This is a genomic window from Pseudomonas rhizozeae (genome assembly GCF_031583775.1).
GTDB lineage: Bacteria > Pseudomonadota > Gammaproteobacteria > Pseudomonadales > Pseudomonadaceae > Aquipseudomonas.
Genome location: NZ_JAVLSB010000021.1, coordinates 350753 through 368028, shown reverse-complemented (window position 1 = coordinate 368028; position 17276 = coordinate 350753). Strand labels below are relative to the sequence as shown.

The 17276-nt window shown below is 50.2% G+C and carries 14 protein-coding genes and 1 pseudogene; 9 read left to right on the top strand and 6 right to left on the bottom strand.

From position 1 onward, the window contains the following. Positions 1 to 484 precede the first annotated feature (484 nt). Genes RG836_RS06025 through RG836_RS06010 form a run of 4 tightly spaced genes read left to right on the top strand, consistent with a single transcriptional unit; the run spans position 485 to position 4980 of the window. Positions 485 to 2695 (top strand): ATP-binding protein, encoded by a 2211-nt coding sequence (locus RG836_RS06025; RefSeq protein ID WP_310844036.1) that lies wholly within the window; start codon positions 485 to 487, stop codon positions 2693 to 2695. Next, positions 2692 to 3888: a hypothetical protein gene (locus RG836_RS06020; protein ID WP_310844035.1), complete on the top strand. Its 1197-nt coding sequence runs from the start codon at positions 2692 to 2694 to the stop codon at positions 3886 to 3888. The genes RG836_RS06025 and RG836_RS06020 overlap by 4 nt, the downstream gene beginning before the upstream one ends. A 10-nt stretch (positions 3889 to 3898) precedes the next feature. Continuing rightward, positions 3899 to 4561: a hypothetical protein gene (locus RG836_RS06015; RefSeq protein ID WP_310844033.1), complete on the top strand. Its 663-nt coding sequence runs from the start codon at positions 3899 to 3901 to the stop codon at positions 4559 to 4561. Continuing rightward, a complete protein-coding gene (locus tag RG836_RS06010; protein WP_310844031.1) occupies positions 4558 to 4980 on the top strand; it encodes a very short patch repair endonuclease in 423 nt (140 codons plus the stop codon). Before RG836_RS06015 ends, RG836_RS06010 begins: the two co-directional genes overlap by 4 nt. On the opposite strand, the gene RG836_RS06005 is transcribed toward RG836_RS06010, so the two are convergent. Together RG836_RS06005 and RG836_RS06000 are read right to left on the bottom strand one after the other, a co-directional pair. Next, positions 4949 to 5998 carry a DNA cytosine methyltransferase gene (locus tag RG836_RS06005; protein WP_310844029.1) on the bottom strand — a complete coding sequence of 350 codons (1050 nt, stop codon included), beginning with the start codon at positions 5996 to 5998 and terminating at the stop codon, positions 4949 to 4951. The genes RG836_RS06010 and RG836_RS06005 overlap by 32 nt on opposite strands. A gap of 13 nt (positions 5999 to 6011) precedes the next feature. After that, positions 6012 to 6371 carry a hypothetical protein gene (locus RG836_RS06000; protein ID WP_310844028.1) on the bottom strand — a complete coding sequence of 120 codons (360 nt, stop codon included), beginning with the start codon at positions 6369 to 6371 and terminating at the stop codon, positions 6012 to 6014. A gap of 645 nt (positions 6372 to 7016) precedes the next feature. Between RG836_RS06000 and RG836_RS05995 the strand changes: the two genes are divergently transcribed. The 3 genes from RG836_RS05995 (at position 7017) to RG836_RS05985 (ending at position 8033) form a co-directional block, all read left to right on the top strand. Further along, the gene (locus tag RG836_RS05995) at positions 7017 to 7322 is read left to right on the top strand and encodes a hypothetical protein (RefSeq protein ID WP_310844027.1); all 306 of its coding nucleotides are present in this window, start codon (positions 7017 to 7019) and stop codon (positions 7320 to 7322) included. Continuing rightward, entirely contained in the window at positions 7300 to 7710 is a 411-nt protein-coding gene (locus RG836_RS05990) for a hypothetical protein (protein ID WP_310844025.1), read from the top strand. The genes RG836_RS05995 and RG836_RS05990 overlap by 23 nt, the downstream gene beginning before the upstream one ends. An 89-nt stretch (positions 7711 to 7799) precedes the next feature. Next, positions 7800 to 8033, top strand: a complete 234-nt coding sequence (locus tag RG836_RS05985; RefSeq protein ID WP_310844024.1) for a hypothetical protein — start codon at positions 7800 to 7802, stop codon at positions 8031 to 8033. Between the two features lie 209 nt (positions 8034 to 8242). Here the strand turns inward: RG836_RS05985 and RG836_RS05980 are convergent, their stop codons facing one another. From RG836_RS05980 to RG836_RS05970, 3 genes and pseudogenes are all read right to left on the bottom strand, one after another. After that, positions 8243 to 9691 carry a hypothetical protein gene (locus tag RG836_RS05980; RefSeq protein WP_310844022.1) on the bottom strand — a complete coding sequence of 483 codons (1449 nt, stop codon included), beginning with the start codon at positions 9689 to 9691 and terminating at the stop codon, positions 8243 to 8245. Next, positions 9688 to 14697 (bottom strand): AAA domain-containing protein, encoded by a 5010-nt coding sequence (locus RG836_RS05975; RefSeq protein ID WP_310844020.1) that lies wholly within the window; start codon positions 14695 to 14697, stop codon positions 9688 to 9690. The genes RG836_RS05980 and RG836_RS05975 overlap by 4 nt, the downstream gene beginning before the upstream one ends. 296 nt (positions 14698 to 14993) lie before the next feature. Beyond that, positions 14994 to 15845: pseudogene (locus tag RG836_RS05970) on the bottom strand (YifB family Mg chelatase-like AAA ATPase); the annotation flags it as partial. A gap of 288 nt (positions 15846 to 16133) precedes the next feature. Here RG836_RS05970 and RG836_RS05965 point away from each other — a divergent pair. Both RG836_RS05965 and RG836_RS05960 read left to right on the top strand, forming a co-directional pair. Then, complete coding sequence (locus RG836_RS05965; RefSeq protein ID WP_310844019.1) at positions 16134 to 16412, top strand: type II toxin-antitoxin system RelE/ParE family toxin; 279 nt, start codon at positions 16134 to 16136, stop codon at positions 16410 to 16412. An 8-nt stretch (positions 16413 to 16420) separates the two neighbouring features. Further along, the gene (locus RG836_RS05960) at positions 16421 to 16726 is read left to right on the top strand and encodes a HigA family addiction module antitoxin (protein WP_310844017.1); all 306 of its coding nucleotides are present in this window, start codon (positions 16421 to 16423) and stop codon (positions 16724 to 16726) included. A gap of 86 nt (positions 16727 to 16812) precedes the next feature. On the opposite strand, the gene RG836_RS05955 is transcribed toward RG836_RS05960, so the two are convergent. Continuing rightward, positions 16813 to 17076, bottom strand: a complete 264-nt coding sequence (locus tag RG836_RS05955; RefSeq protein WP_310844015.1) for an accessory factor UbiK family protein — start codon at positions 17074 to 17076, stop codon at positions 16813 to 16815. Positions 17077 to 17276: the final 200 nt, after the last annotated feature.

Here is a 17276-nt window from a genome sequence, read left to right as displayed (position 1 = left end):
GCAAGGGCCTGGGCGATGGCGCCATGACTCAGACATCAATGTACGCTCTCACCATTCAGTTGGTCATAACTTGAGAAGATTAGTAACCAAGGTGGCCATTCGATATCTCGGCGTTGTGCAGCCGATTATTACTGATGTAGATTGAACCGTATTTGATCAACCCAGCTCGGAATCATTGAAGATGAAAGAGTCGGGCACTGGCCGGCTTCCCTACGCGTCTTGAGGGTAAGCACAAGACTGAGTTTAAAAGCCTCTACCTCACTGCAAGATAATCGTGGATGAGGGCTAAAGCAAAAAAATTGGGACTCAATGGTAGGTGCTCGTAGGGAGATTCTATGGCGTTATCGTAAAGTGCCGTAGCACCAACGCCCTTCGCTCCGAAGACGTTGCGGGCATGAATGAACCAGCGCCCGTTTCAATAGACATCGTCTGGGTAGAAAAAATGCTATGTCTCAAGCCAGTCGCTGCCCCAAGGATGAGCTAAATGTCTAACAATCTCCAAAAAACTAACGGCCCGGAGCTCGGAGAGCCAAATTTCGAGCGCTTTACAGTTGATGCGGCTTTGTTGAGGGAGCTAGGTGAGCGGCTGGTTGGCAAGCCCCACATCGCATTGGCTGAGCTGGTGAAGAATAGCTACGACGCGGATGCCACGAAGGTTACGATACGGTTTGGAAAGGATACTATCTCTGTAATTGATAATGGTGACGGTATGTCGCCGCTTGAATTCAAGAATTTCTGGCTTCGTATCGGTACAACGCACAAGCAGGCAAGCTTCCGAACTGAGAGAAATCGTCAGGTCACTGGTTCTAAAGGGGTGGGTCGACTGTCGGTGCAGTTCCTTGGCGACAAGGTAGATATAGTTTCTCGTAGTAAAGACACTGGGCAGGCGTTCAGTGCTTCTGTGGATTGGACGGGAGCAAGGCAGGCAGGGGAGTTAGTAGAAGCTGGCGCCTTAGTCAGAGCTGCACCTAATATCACTTCGATCGACAATCAATACGGGCATGGTACCGTCGTTACCATCAGCCTGCTAAAGAAGGTTTGGTACAACACCGACCTTCAAGAGCTTGCCAAAGAATTATGGTTTCTGAAACCTCCCTCTGATCTTCTGAATAGTGAAAACGCATCAGAGATCCCGGATGTTTTTGACGTGACTCTAGACGGTGTCACCGAGAGTGCTGAAGGGACCTTTACTGAGCAGATGAACCAGGCTCTTGAGAACTGGATCGCAGTGATTGAAGGGAAGCTAAATGATGGTCGTCAAGGTGGTCCGAACGAAGTAAAACTTACATTTAGGGATGGAGACAGTTATCCGGCCACCTTTCCAACACGTTCACAAGCGTTGGATAAAGCACATTTTAAAATATACATATTTAAACTGTCCGGGAAGCAAACTGGCGGTGTGCAAGTCGGCGCAGCACGTGAGTATTTCAAAAAATTTGGCGGCGTGCATATCTATGACAACAGTTTCAGGCTTCCATTCTATGGTGGGGACGAACAAGACTGGCTGCAGTTGGAGATCGCTCACTCTCATCGCCTGAATAAATCCTATCTGCTTCCTTCGAACCTTCAAGTTCAAAGCGGATTGAACGATTTGCCAACCAACTCTCGGATTTTCGGAATCGTTAACATCTCGACTTCCCACGAGCGCATTGCTGCCGGAAAGGATGAGATAGATAAGGGGCGATATCTTAACGTTCAGGTTACTCGTGATCGGCTCATAGATAACGACGCTTTCGAAGAGCTGCAGCACTCCGTGCGATGGGCAATGGATTTTTATGCTATGCGTTCCTACGAGCGCAGGCAGAGAACGATCGCGTCTCATCGTCTTGATATGCCGGACACGCAGGAGAAAGTTTCCGAAATTCGAGAAGAGCTTTTCCAGATCTCATTAAGTGCCCCATCTGAACTCGCGCAAAGATTAGAGGCGGTATCAAGCCACTTTGAGGAGCTAGAGGCGCTAGAAGCCCAGCGAAAATCAGCGTTCGAAGAGGAGCGAGTTTTGCTGGCTGCGCTAGCGACTACAGGCATGGCGGCTATCGCTATGGAGCACGAGATGCATAAGGAGCTCACTATCCTTAATGATATCCGGCGACGGCTGAATGAGGGTGGAAGCGTGCTAAACGAACCGGTACTTCTTGAAACCCTAAATTCTTGGGCAGAACGCACCGCAAACGCACGAAAGCTATTTTCACCACTTATGCATGAGTCGGATCGTGAAAAGCGGAATTCCTATAATGGTAAGAAACTTTTAGCGAAGATAGTTGATAACTCTGAAATTTTATTGCGGGGCGTGCATATTGTTAATGCTGTCCCTGAGAACGTGAAGCTACCGTCCGCAACCTTGGCAGCTTGGAACGCAGTATTTCAGAATGTATTGATTAACGCTGTCAATGCGATGTTAGAAGTTGAAGTAAGAAGTATAAGGTGTTCTGGAGAAATCAATGATCTTGGAGGCGCCATCTATATTTCTGACACTGGCGTTGGGGTGCGGCTGAAGGATAGTGATGATCTGTTCAAACCTTTCATTCGGCGATTAGAGATTCCTGAAGAAAGGAAGGCGCTTGGGATGGGTGGGATGGGGATTGGATTAACAATTGTGAAAATGGTGGCCGACTCAGTTGACTGTAAGGTTCATTTTATTGAGCCGCATTTGGGTTACAAAACCACTTTCAAAATCGAATGGAGCGAGTTATGAAAATCCTTATTTTAGACGACGAGACCAATCGGGCGAAACTCTGGAAAGAGTCCTTGGATAAATTCGTAAAGGGTGAGGTTGTAGTTTACCAGCCTAATGAGGTATCGAGTCTCATCGGTGAGTTACATAGATCTCGTCTAGCTTCTCGTGGCGAAAAATTTATTCCTGTAGAAGCTTTAAATGGGTTCGACCTAGTCATAATTGACTATGATTTACTAGGTTTAGAAATGGAGTCTCCTGCTGCTTGGGCTACTGGCGCTGAGCTAGCCTATAGTATCCGCCTTATGTCGGAGGTCGGTCCAGTCATCGTAGTCAATCAATTTGGAACCAATGCTTTCGACCTCACTATGCGCAGAAATGTTTCATCTTATGCTGACGTAGATATAGGAAGTGCGCAGATACAGTCGCCGGGACTTTGGTTGTCTAGCGGATTCGATTTATATCGGCCATGGCACTGGCCTAATCTGAACGAAGAGATAAAAAGGTTCGAGTTGATTCAGAGGTATATTTTGCAAAAACTGGACGAGCCTGTTATGGCTACGTTAGGTTTTGAGCTGGAGGATACTGAGGCTTCGAATTATATCAGCTATGAAGTTGCGGCGTTTCTAGGCTCCAGTCCTGGGAAAAAGGATATGACATTTCGAGACATTGTCGTTAGTAATGACGGTCTAAGACTTTTCAATATTCTCGAAAAAGATGTGAAGGTTATCGAGAATTTCTCAGTCGAGCAGACTGCTCGCGTATGTACTGCGATCCTAATTCATTGGCTGGAAAAGGTAGTGCTGCCATCACAGGAAGTCGTTGCTGATGCTCCTCACTTAAGCGGGCAGTTGCCTTGGATTGTATCTGATGCCCGGAGTCTTGAAGCTTGGAATCACTTGTGTCGTCTAGATGCGGTGAGCGTTCCAGAAGCGCTCGCACCATTCGCTGTAGTGCCTGATTTTTTATTCTCCCGTCCGGTTTTTTGGGCTGAAAAGGCACGTCGTGAGATTGCATGTCCAGAAGGTTTCGCTTTTGCTGAGCTGCAGCCTCTCCAGTTTTGTGAGGATAGCTCAAGCTTTGTTCTTGAGGATGATGCATCAAGTTATCCAAGTGACGTTATTGCATTCGACAAGAAACGGTGGGTCAAGGTAGTTAAAAATAATGCTCTTCCCACGGTAAATTATGAGCCTCAATCTTATCTTTTGATGTAATGGTGCAGTCATGGACGAAAATCGAGCGAAGAAACTTGCGGATTTTTTAACAAATTTACATATCGCGAACTCTAAGAAGATACAAGCGAAGCAGGCACTACGTAAATTTCAAGCCATTCAAGAGTCTCCACGTGGGAGGAACGCGTGTGCTATTAACTATTCCAGTGATGTTGCATCTATTTTGAAGGGGAATCTGGTTAAATTTTTATCCCAGCCTCGTGGGTGCTCGGCTGTACTAGTACTTAGCGTTGACGAGAAACATGACTGGATCCGTCTAATTCGTTTCGTAGCCAGGGGGGGAGACGAGTTCAACGCTGAAACTATTTCGTTAACTGGAAAAGGGGTGCCGGGCTATAATGGATTTGGCTATCGTTATGAGCATCCTGAAGATGAAGGAGACGAGCATAATTTCTTTCACGTTCAACCGATCGTCACTACGTCCGCAGGAGAGTCCATCCCTGGCGCCCCTGAATGGTTATCGCATCGTTTTCCGACATTCTATATGCAAGCCGAAAATTCATACGAGCTCGGGATTTATGCGGTAAGTTCAGTCTGCAGTTGGAATGACCTGCAAAAGTATCAGTCGGCCTCCTACGAAGATTGTTGGTTGTTGAGCCATCTTATCTCTAAAGGTAGGGATGCGAAGGCCAGAAACGCTACGACAGTTACATGACGCCCTCTGAGGTAAGAACAAAAATAATGCGCTCGGTGTCTCGTGGAGACACTAGGCCAGAAATATTGGTTCGGTCGCTGTTGCATCAATTAGGATTTCGTTTCCGGCTTCACCAGAAATCTCTCCCAGGGACACCTGATATTGTGCTTCCAAAGTATCATACAGTGGTATTCGTCCACGGTTGCTTTTGGCACAGACATCCAGGTTGCAGGTATGCCAGTACGCCTAAAACTAGACAAGATTATTGGCTGCCTAAATTTGAAGCGAATGTAATGCGAGATGCCAGAAAAGAAGCCCAACTGCATGAGTTGGGCTGGAGGGTTTTGGTTGTTTGGGAGTGTGAAACGCGCGCGGTTTCCGATTTAAGAGACCGTCTTAAGCAGGAGTTCACTGAAGTGCATGTTGCTCGTGGCTCCTGACATGCTGCATCAGGCTTTCGCCGATTATTTGGCCGAGGCGTACTGGGACGGCGTTACCAATCATCCGGCCTACTGCTTTGAATGTAATTTGATCCGGTGGCATGAATTCATAGTCTCGAGGAAATGACTGAAGAATCGCAGCCTCGCGTAAAGAAAGCGCTCGAGCTTGCTCATAGTGACCAAAGCGGCCATTGCCAAATCCATAACATAGCGTAGTCATAGTCGGGCTTGGCTCATTCCTATTCATTCTGCCATAAACGCTAGCATAGGTCTTACCAGTGTCCTTCCGGTGACAATCCGCAATCAGGTGAGGAGGCCAATCCCTCCAAGTACCACCTTCACGGGAGTTCATGATTCGTTGCAAGTTGATAGGGGTCAGCGTGGCTGCTCTATGCATGGGATCGTTTGGGTCGCAGCCGCCAGCAGAAAGTTGCGGTAAGTCGCCAATCATCTGCTTTACGGTCACAGGCGAGTCTAAATGGGTAGGCTCAATCAGCTCAATTGGGCCTAGCTTGGACGCTAATAAAACATGCCGTCTACGGCGCTGAGGCAATCCGTACTCGACGCAAGCGACACGTTTAGCCCAGACTTTGTACCCCTGATCCTCCAAATTTTTCACAAAGTCGCCATAAACTTCGTGTTTTGTCACATCAGGTACATTTTCCATTGTTACGAGCTCAGGCTGAAGCTCTTGAATTAGGCGTGCAAAGTGATACAACAATGGCCATTTGCTGTCACTGCTGGTGTCTCGTCCTTGGTTATAGGTTGAGAAGGGCTGGCATGGTGCACAGCCCGCGAGTAAGCGATAGCGCCCATTTGCTCGGGGGTACCATTCTTCAAGCTGGGTTTTGGTCAGACTTTTAACGTCTTGAGCTACGAATACCGCGTTATTGTTCACCTCATAGGCATGCTTGCACTGGGATTCAATGTCGTAGCCCGCATGCACGTCGATTCCGGCGAGTCGCATGCCCGCGGTTAGGCCGCCAGCACCACAAAAGAGGTCAACTGCATCAATCATGAATAGGTCTTCTTTAAACTAAGCGCATTTTGGAAGCTGAAGGGCGCTGGGGGTCGGTTTCATTTGGATACGCCCAGCCATCTTGGATGCGAAACATGACTTCTTCTTTGAGAAGCACTCCATCTGGATAGGCGGTGAGCGCGTAGCCTATGAAGCTGGTCACACCTTTCTTCAGATATTCGATGATCTCCACTTCCCAAGTAAAATCACCATGTGGCGTCGCGATTCCGAACGGTATGATGCTTTTCGCCCAGTCGTCGCCAGAGCGGGCGCCGTCGTAACTTTCATGAATTTCAATGTCGTTCGCCTGTAGGGAGTATTCAACCCCTTCAGAAACATAGCTCCCGTCATTACAGATCTCTATCCAATACATTCTCACACCTTCCCTGTGCCTTGATGTGAGGATGATCGATCACGCAGAGCGTCTCGTCAATCGTTGATCGCTTCACGTGTGCCGCAATCCCGTGCATACGGGGGAGGAGCGGTCTGCTGAGGCTTGCTTCCGCCCAACACACCTTGCGTGATTAAACGGGCGCTCACGTTTGCTGCAACAGCTCGGTGAGCTCGCAAGCTACGTCGTAAGGGCGTGCAAGAGCATTCTTCAGTACGCACACGAATCATGAAGTGTAGATTTCTGCCTTGGCACCCGTTATTGCCCATGGTGGGAGACTCTGACGCCAAAACTCAAGGTCCAAAATTTACTAGATCTTTCCTATGCAATAATCCTGAAAGGCTAGCTCCGAGGTTCGTGGGCGAAAGCCTCCTCTTGGAGATACTCGAAAGAAAAGCCCATCATCCGATGGGCTTTTTTTGTATCACATACAAAATATCTCACTCTTTTTGGATGCCATACGCAGTGTTTTTTGGAGGATAGATATTTGCTACTGGGATTTGTTGATATACAATCTATATCACCTCCTGTCAGGAGGCGTCGGCACCCGACCTGGGAGCCCTCAGCACACTACCTATCGATACATACCGAGTCTTTCAGATTCTTACCACCTACGTGGAGTTACACATGACCCTCATCGCCGAAAAAACTGAAAGCGTCCTACTGCGCCTTCGCAGAAAGGATACGCCAACAGGGGTAAGCAGTCAGACAGTGGATCTGCTTGCCCAACAAACCGGCCTGAGCAAAACGGAAGTTATTCATCTTGCTCTGCGCCAGCTAGCTGATCGCTGCCTGCCTAAGTACGAGTTGGACGACGGACCACTAACCGATGCGCAATTATCGGCTATCCGTGCAGCGAGCCCCGCTACTCAGATTCCGATCGAGCGCTTTACACAAGGCCTCTTTAAAAATGAACGAGATATTAATCTATAACCCTCTACCTGCTTGCGGCGATTTCGTCTGGGTGAAATTTCCGCAAGCAGAACGTCCTGGGGTCCCAGGATTAAAGCCGCGACCGGCTTTAGTCCTATTTATTTCTCCCACTGATAACGCGGTGATCGTCGCGTACGGCACCAGCCAGCGGACCGAAAAATTGTTTCCTGGCGAATTTGTTTTAGACCCTAACGACCCTGGGTTTTCGCTCTCCGGCCTCAGTGTGCGCACAAAATTTGATGTGTCTCGTACTGTTCAATTGCCTTTCAATTCGGACTGGTTCGATCCAGCACCTGGTGTTCACATCAACAGCCCTCTCCCTAAGATGGGCACGCTGCACCCAAGCTACATGGTTGTAGTGAATGAAGCGCGTAAGCAGTCGATTTAGTTCGTTCAGGGCCTGGCGATTGTGCGCCAGGCATCCTGATGCATCGCCCAGTTTTCTGACCAAACGTGTAGATCAGAAGGAGTTTCAAAATGAGTGATAGCTGGACTAGCCCTGTGTGGGACGGTTTCCAATGGCTCTACGGAGCTGCCGCACGCGAATACCGAATTAAGAAGGCGGGAGGAGTGGACATCATCATATTCAACGCCGCGACTGCGGCAGTAAAAAACGCATTTTCTGCTGTAGAGCAGCTTACGAATAGCTCTGCGAACGCAAAGAACAACGTCGTGGGGATTCGCCGCATTCCCCGTTCAAAGACGCGGTAATTGCATCAAATGTTGGACGGTAGTCGTAGACAACCGAGCGAATGGCGGCGAGTGTTGTTTAGCTGCCTTCGCGATGCACCCCTTTAACCATAGCCGCCAGTAGCACCGAGGGACGCAGAGGAGTGATGCGTCCCTTCGCAGCTCAGGCTATTAGTGAGTTCCCCACCCCTGTGGGAGTGATATTTCTGGATTAAAGCAGCGCATGGACGCTAGCCTCGTTGCTTCGGACGGGGCGTACCCCGAGGTAGTACCCCGAGATACCGGGGTACGTTGCCAGTGGTGTATTCCGCAAGCGTGTCCTCCAGAACTGTTTCAATTCGTCGCATCATTGCTTTGTCTTCAGTAATAAATCCGAAGGGTATTGGCACCGGATGGCGATCTGGCTGAACTAGGTGATATACGACGATCGCAAATGAGTCGACAAGGCTTACAATTTCAAGTCCGGATAGGACTTCACTCTCAATAAAGCCGTGTAAGTATGCTTCAGCTTCTTTACATTCATTAAAAGCTTGGCGCATTGCAAAATTATCAAACTGATTGGCTAATGGGATAAGAACTTTCGGATTGAAAACTGACTTTTCCTTTCCACTGATCGAGACCGTGGCAGAACAAACAAATGCACTCAACGCTTGACCATGGCGCGAGGACTTGCCCCATAAACCATGTGTGGAAGGTGCCAGCCAGGTCATTGCGGCTGGTGGCTTATCATGTTCGGCTGCCAATCGTTTTGCATATTTAGAAAGAAGGGCCGCTACTTTATCCCAGTTATGAGTTAGTTGGAGGGCCCCATATATAGGCTCAATTTTTATTTGACCAGGTCTAGTAGTTGCCTGAGCCTGCGCTGCCTTACGGGGGTCAAAGATGCCGTCCGCTAGAAAGGTCAGGGTGTGGGTGTCATTTATTTTTTCAGCAAAAGATATTAGTGCGTCTGTGTTGGGTTGCCCTATTAGGCTGGCCAACTGCTGACTACGTTGACTGATGTACGCGTTTTCTTGCGGCAAGCCGGCTCGTTCCGAGAAGCTGTAACTAAGCGTGTCTAATTCAAAGCAATAGGATTCGGCAAATCGAATGAACCCGTCCTTTTTCTTAATTACTTCGCTTATTTTATATAGCTCAGGGGGCTGAGCTTCTTCTGACTTGCCAGTTAGCTCGCCTGAACGATAAATCTTGGACAGGTTGAACTGAAATGCTCGCTCAGCTTCAATCGTGGAGTCAGCACGTTTAGAGGGATCGGTATTCAAAGTTACAGAGCATTTTGACGATTCAAGACGATGCTTTGCATGTTCAGTAAATGAATAGGCAAGTAGATCGAACGTAAATACCCGGCGGTACTCCATGCGGCCCTTAACGACTGGGGTGTCGTCGTCACCGCTAAACATCCTCAGCCCTTTTTCTGTAAGTGTCACTCGCCCATCCTGCGCGATTTTCACTTCGCCCTGCTGTAGAAACATTAGTAGAGCGGTACTGACCTCTTTCAGGGTGAATCCAAAAAAACGTGCAATGTCTGCAGGTGTTAACGCTGATACCTTCAGAAGTCTGAGGAGATACTCAGGAATCAAAGGCAGACCACCTTTCTCAACAAGGGTGTACTCGATACGAAATTGCTGTACCGGCACACTGAAGTCTACTTCAAAAAGAGTTTGCTCCTTGAGTATCATTTCGCGACTCCTTTGGCCGGTATGATTCCATAGCCTATTTCATGTTGACGCTGCCTTATGAACGTAGACACCCTGCCAAGGGGCAATGGCGCATTCTTCCCAGCCCACATTCGCATATCGCCAACCACAACGAGACGATCCATTGCCCTAGATAACGCGACGTTCACCCGATTGGACGAGCCGAGAAATCCTGGATTCAGATCTGGCCAAGAGCGAGTAAGGGATATGATCACAATGCGGTTTTCCTTGCCTTGATAGCTGTCCACCGTGTCGATTTTAACCAGTCGCCTGAACGCATCTGGCCAGTTCTGCTCGGCGAACTTCCTCCGAATCAGTTTTTTCTGCTCACCGTACATGCAGATAATGCCGATGGCGGGTTCCTGGGTATGGCCCATCTCATCAATCAGGTCATCGGAAAATTTACTGTTTTGTTCGATCTCTTTGAGTATTTGGATGATTGCATCGGCTTCAGCGTGGTTGATCAGGCTCGTACTACCTTTAGGTAATTGGTGATGAGCCTTATCCCCGAGAGCACCGGTGTCTAGCCAAGTGCATACATGTTTTAGACAACCAGGTGCGTGATCAAAATGTGCTGGTATAGGTCGCTTTCCAGTTTCCAAGACACCGTCGTAGAACACCTCCGAGACCATGTCTCCAATAGCGGGCTGCATTCGATATTGAGTTTTCAAAGTCGCACTGGCCAACTGACCATAGGGGGACTCAAACGCACGCTCAAAGTCGCTGCGCATTATATTTTGGAACTCTTTGGAGGCGGTGCTGAGTTCAAGCGCCCTGGCAATCGCCTTTCTGTGGTCAGCATCGTAAAACGGAGGTAGTTGCCTGTGGTCACCCACCAGAAGGACTCGGCGGCCGACTTGCATTGCGATCGCCAATTCTGTTGGTGAGGAGCGGGCTGCCTCATCTATAATTACCCAATCAAACCTACTTTCGGCGAGGTTCAGATGCTTGACGCCGATGCCGACACAGGTTCCGCATACCAACGTACGGGACCGGAGTAAGAACTCATCATAATTGGCTTTGTCGCTCCCCATCCGCTCAATCATGTCACCTGAGAGTGCGATGAGTGCCAAACAGCGTTTTTGTTCGTGTAGACGGATCCCGAAGTCGGTGGCGATCTTATTTTGAACCTGTTCTAGCCAATTGGAGGGCGCTTCGTCTACATCAACATCGATCGCGAAGTCATTGCGTAGCAAATTCAAGAGCTCTGCACGCATTTCGTTCACAGCATCCGACGTAACACCATCTATGTCTTCTCGCTCGTCCCTGCTATTCATGTCGGCTGTTAATCGTGCGATGCCCTTTACAAGTCCACCGACTTTCTGTTGAACCGTGATTAGCTGCGCAAGGAATGCAGCGCTGACTCCAAGTGAAGGAGCCATGAGGCTCAACCGATGTGTCATCTCTGCGCGGAATGACTCGCGCTGCTGGCTTACGATAGAACGAGAGTAGACATCTCGAAGCTCATCAGAAACGGCCTGCTCACTATTGCTGAACCGAACCATATCTAGGTCGGTGTCCAGCTTTCTGCAATGGGAGCGGATACGCTCTGCTGCAGTATTCACCGCTTCATGAGATTGGCTGGTCAGGAGAATGTTACGGGCGCCCACTACACTGACTAGATAATGACAGAACGCCGCGATGAATTCGGTTTTCCCTGTGCCGGGAGGGCCTTGTAGAAGTCCCAGTGGACCATGACTGACTAATCGTGAAAAGGCCTCTTTTTGAGCTTCATTAAGGCCAATTACTGATCCATCAGCGGCGGGCCGCTCATACATTTTAAAGTGTTGCTCGGTCGGGAGTTCATGGATGCGCTCAGGTATCGCATCACAGTCCTCATCGAAATAGTCGACCAGATTCGGGACAACGGCTAAGCGATCCAGCAGTCGTTCGGTTGCGCGTTTGCGGCGGGAGAACGAGGTGCGTGCTGCTTGGGATTGCATAAACAGTTGGTCGTCAACTTTAATTCCCTGAGCTCGCGTCGACAGAGTTAAGTATAGCTCTGCTAGTGTGCTTTTTCGAATGTTAATAATACCCAGATTAGTAGTAATGCCATCTTTTCGCTTCGAGAGGAAAACAGCATCATCCGGGTCAAAGGACTCTAAAATATCCCGCTCCGCCGAATACGGAATCAGTAAGCCGAGGCGATCCTTGTGCATCTTTGGCGTATCGGCTACTTCAATACTCGGCAATGCTTCGGGCTCGGTCTCTAGAATTGCTTTCCATACTTTAGCGACCGGATATGAATTGGATGGTGACTCAGGGGAAGTCGGAACTAGGTCTGCTGTTTGGTTTAAGTCGACCAGTTGTAACACCGCCTCCCGATCGTCTGATCCTGGAGTGATAGACTTTTCGTTGAAGATACTAACAGCAAGCTCGCCGAAGCCCACCTGTTGCGCCATGCATTCAGTCAGTGCGCCCAAATTGGAGTAGTAACCTTTAGAAACTTTGATGTTCATGTCGACTTCAAAGTCCGCGTTGTGGATTTCGCGAGGCCTGACACTGTCCTGAAACCTAGGTGCGAAGGCCTTGATGAAGCTCCTTACTTTAGGATCATAGGTCGCACGGAACGCTCCACCCACTCCATCGAAGCTTACGACCAGAAGTGTTTTGTCTTGCCGATCCTGATCAATTTTAATGTAAAGTCGGCCATTGTCCGGGTAGATAGTGAACTCTTCTTGTTCATCCCGGCTTGCGATGTCTATAGCAATCGTTGGTCGTGCCTTGGGTGGGTTGCACGCCTGCTCAAAGGCCTCTTTGAATCGATCTAGGGAAAGAAAGCCCGACTCGCTTTGCTGTTCGTGGCTGATGGCTGCCCTGAGTACGGGGACATCGTCATCACCGACGTCCTCCCAGTCCATTCCCAGCAGCTCGACCACCATGCGCATTACTGCGAAGTTGTCTCGTTCAATATCGGTGCAGTTCTCAATGAGAGGGCTGTATCGATAATTGCATGGCTGGATGCCTGAAGCGCATATGTCGGGCATGTCCAGCAGATACAAAAGTGAGGCGGCCGTATCTTCACTGTTGAGACTTACCCTCACGTTCTGAGGGTGCAGGTCACCATGGACTATTTGCTGCTCGTGAAGACATTCCACAGCGGCAATTAGCTTTCGAGCTATAACATAAGCGGTATCTCGCCCGACGGGAGGCAGTTCATTCCAATCGCTACCGTCAACATGGCGCTGGATAATGAAGGGAGTACCGCTTCTGCCATATCCAAAATTTTCTATTATCGGTAGAAATTCGTAACTGCTTTTTTGCAGTAATTCGATCCGCTCAAAAAAACCGAGCAGTAAAGGGCCTTCGCCTCCAGAAACAGAGGTGGCGTCAAGGTTTGGCCACATCTTGACGATATGAGAGCCTGATCGATAAACATCCTTGCTCTCTGAGTCGACAAGCTGGTCCTCTACTGGAAAAGCTTTGTAGGGGACAAAGCCGGCTGACGCGAAGCGCTCCAAAACGCTGTGATCAAACTCAAATTCGGCTTCAGTTTTTGGCGTGTGCTGGTTCAGAGCTTCGAGCAGGGTACCGGCGTCCTCGTAGCGATCGGTAGGATCGGTTTCAATAGCCTTCAGCAAAACTTCAGAATACCAATTATCTGAGCTCATTAGCTTTTGACGTACATCGACTATATGTGAGCTTTCGAATTTGAGAGGAAGCGCGTTTGCGGTGATGAGATGCCAGCACATTAGACCGAGAGCGAATACGTCTCGCTGAAATGGTGTACCTCGATGCGTGTCCGGACTCGCATCTTCAGGCATGCAGATGGCACCGATGCTTAGCTGGTCGCGATGTGGGCCGACGGTTCCAGCTGGCTGGTGATAGGCGGCAATGAAGTTGGATAACGCTATATTGCTGTCGGGAGAGAACCAGATGCTATGGTCGCCGAGATCTCGGTGTGCCACTTTGAACCCGTGCATGGTACCAAACTGCGAGACCATCACTTTGGCCAGACGTACTCGGCCGGCTTGGTCGAATTGCTCGACAAAACGGTTGATGAATTCATTGAGCCGGTAGTGTTCCGAAGGCAACTCGCAAAGTTCAGAATACTCCTGAGTCACAGAGTCCTTGGACGGATTCTTCATTGGCCTTAGGCAACGTCTGCTTAAGTCCAGGTCTCGATTGCTTAAGTAGACCAGTACTTCGCGTTCGCGGGAAAGAATCTTGAAACGTCCTTCCGGCGTTTTTGCATCAATGTCGTCCAGTTTGGAAAAGTCCCAAAGGCGGAGTAGCGCGCGCTCGTGCTTATTGTTGTCATTTTTTGCCTGGTGTTCGACATACACTTTGCCGGGATGCTCAAAAATCAGCTCTTGAGCCCGGAAGCCATCAACGACTAATTCTTTGGGCTTTGTGTTTCCTTTGCTAAACAAACGATCAAACACATCGAAGTGCCCATTCAGACCTTGTGCGCTTGGATGCGGTCGGAACCTCTTGTTGTAAATTCCTTCATTAGCAAGTTTTAGAAAGTCTGAGAGCGTTATAACATGCTTTAGGTCGCTGTCTGGTAAGCTAGAGAAGGTGCAGTCTCCAGATAGCACAACACAAAATTGAACATTTGGAATGCGGCCTTCAGGAAGGCGCTTTTTTACTGTCTGGAGCTTTCTTTGGAGCAAAAACGATTTGTTTTGAGTGACGGCAACAGGCGAGCGTCCTCTCTCATCACCATTTTGGAACCACTTTCCACCGTGGGAAGTGATCTCACCATTCCAATGTTTAAGTTCAACAATCAGTACGTTCTTGTGAGTAACAATTACCAGATCAAACTCGCCCTCTGAACCCCGCGCATCAGCAAAGCGGAATCCTGCATATCCGCGCCAAGGCCACATGCCTCCAGCCCCGGCGGTGAGCGCTTTTAATTGCTCGGCCATACCTCCTTTGAGAGACCCATTGCCAGCAGATTCAGGGCTCTTGAAGGCGTTCACCATGGCTTCGATGGCACAAACTTCGTGGCGTAGCAGACCACCTTCCCAGTACAGAACATCCATTCCATGATCTCCAAAGCTAACGCCACGCAGGTAAGGCGGGTTCAATTGCTGAAAAATGGAATGGACTGTATCAGCGAAAATATGTGGCATTCAAACCAGCATTTACGCTTGTTCTAATTCTTCACACCCTGCCAGACCGTTTTCTGCTCGCAAGGCGCAACCCGGCCAGAATAATGAACGTCTGCTTAGGGGCTTGTAGCCAGCTTTCAGCGTGATTTGAATTTCTTTAGCAAAGTAAATGCGATCAAAAATTCTGAGTCGCATTAATTTCGAAAAACTCGCATTAATTTCGAAAACCTACAGCCGCCGCCCACCAGCGCCGGGCCGGACGCAGAGTGGTGTGGTTGGCGGAACGGACGCTGCGGCCAATGACTCAGCGGCACGCAACTGGCCACCGACTGGATCGCCGCCACTTCCAGCGCTTCACCTTCTGACAGTGGCGGCAACAACCCTGGCAAGCGGCTGGCGAGTAAGGTTTTGCCCGTTCCGGGTGGCCCGCTGAACAGCAGGTTATGTGCGCCGGCCGCAGCGATCAGCAACGCCCGTTTGGCGGCTTTCTGGCCTTGGACTTCGTTCAAATCGGGATAGGGTTTACTGGCGCACATCAAGCCGTCGGACACGTAGGGTTCGACCGGTGTGTGGCCATTGAAATGCGCCACGGCCTCAAGCAAATGCTCCACCGCAATTACCTTCAGGCCCGACGCCAGGCACGCTTCCTCGGCATTCTCCCGTGGCACCAACAACGTGCGCCCGGCCTTGCGCGCCGCCAACGCCGCCGGCAACACCCCGCGCACTGCCCGCACCGCACCGGACAACGCCAGTTCGCCCAAGCATTCCACGTCGTCCAGCGTCAGGGTCGGCACCTGCACGCTGGCCGAGAGAATCCCCAAGGCAATCGCCAAATCAAAGCGCCCGCCATCCTTGGGTAAATCCGCCGGCGCCAGATTCAGCGTGATCCGGCGCGCGGGAAACTGCAGCCCCGAATTGATAATCGCACTGCGCACGCGATCCTTGCTCTCCTTCACCGCCGCCTCCGGCAAGCCGACCATGGTCAACGACGGCAAACCATTGGCCAGATGCACTTCAACGGTGACGGCAGGGGCGTCGACACCCACCTGGGCGCGGCTGTGGACGATGGCTAGGGACATGGTCGTTCCTTGAGTGTGAAGGGGCCGCTTCCTGCGGGTTTTTTGAGACTAGTTGGGGCTGGAAATTTTGATGGTGATGTTCGACGGGTAAACCTTCACTGAATGTTGCCACGCTCCCGTCCGCTTGCGCATTACAGACCGGAGAACAGGAAGTAGGGCCGTTCTGGCGGCTTGAGCAGGCTCTTTCTCAAATTCTTGAACGCGTGACAAGAAGACACGAAAGCACCGTTGCGCAAGTCACTTGAGGCGATACACTCAAGATTAATGCATAACGTTAAGCTTTAAATTATGATCGTTAGCTTTAAATGTTCTGAGACCGAATATCTGTTTCGCAACGGTAAGACCCGTGTGTGGTCAGCCATTCTGAGTGTCGTGGAACGAAAGCTGGCAATGCTGGATGCCGCAGCGATCTTGATGGACCTCAGCTCGCCTCCAGGTAATCGTCTTGAAGCGCTGGAGGGAAATCGGAAAGGACAGCACAGCATCCGCGTGAACGGCCAATGGCGAATTTGCTTTGTCTGGGGCACCCACGGACCAGAAAACGTAGAAGTCGTAGATTATCACTGAGGTGAAAAATGACTAAGAACGGTATGCGCCCGGTTCATCCTGGCGAGATCCTCAAAGAAGAATACCTGGAGCCGTTAAGCCTCTCGGCTGCTGCTTTGGCTCGGGCACTGAGCGTCTCGACACCCTCGGTCAATGACATCGTGCTTCTGCGTCGCGGAGTCAGCGCAGATATGGCTTTGAGACTTGCCATTTGTTTGGATACGACGCCCGAATTCTGGCTGAACCTGCAGTTGACGTATGACTTGCGAAAGGCAGAGCTCGAGCGCGGGCCGGCGATCAGGGATCAGGTTGAGCGTCTTGCTCACTGCGCCTGAATGTTGAAACTCAAAAAAACCCACGGTCAAAGCGTGGGTTTTTTCGTTATTAGGGCGGAGCAGGCTCGCATTCACTCTGACAGCGTTTACTCGGCGGTCGGTGGATTCAGCTTCGCTTCCAGCTCCGCCACTTTGGCCTCGAGACTTTCCAGGCGTGCCCGAGTCCGGGCGAGGACGACCATCTGGCTGTCGAATTCTTCGCGGCTGACCAGGTCCAGTTTGCTGAAAGCGCTTTGCAGCAGGGCTTTGAACTGGCTTTCGATTTCGCTTTTCGGCAACGGCGTGTCGCCGTTGAAAAGGCGGGAGGCGGTGCCGCTCAGGGCGTCGAGGAAATCTTTGGGCGCGAGCATGGGAGAGGTCCTGGAAACAATGGCGCGCAGTGTATCACGCAGTGCCTATAGTCAATCCCGCAGGCGGGGATGCACGCTTTTCGCGCATGGGGACGAACGGCTGCGCACTGTTGTTGTGCGTATCCGTCGTGATCCGTGCGCGAGGAGCCCTGCGGCAGCGGCCAAAGGATTGAATTCAGTGGGTTTGGGCGAGATGGCAA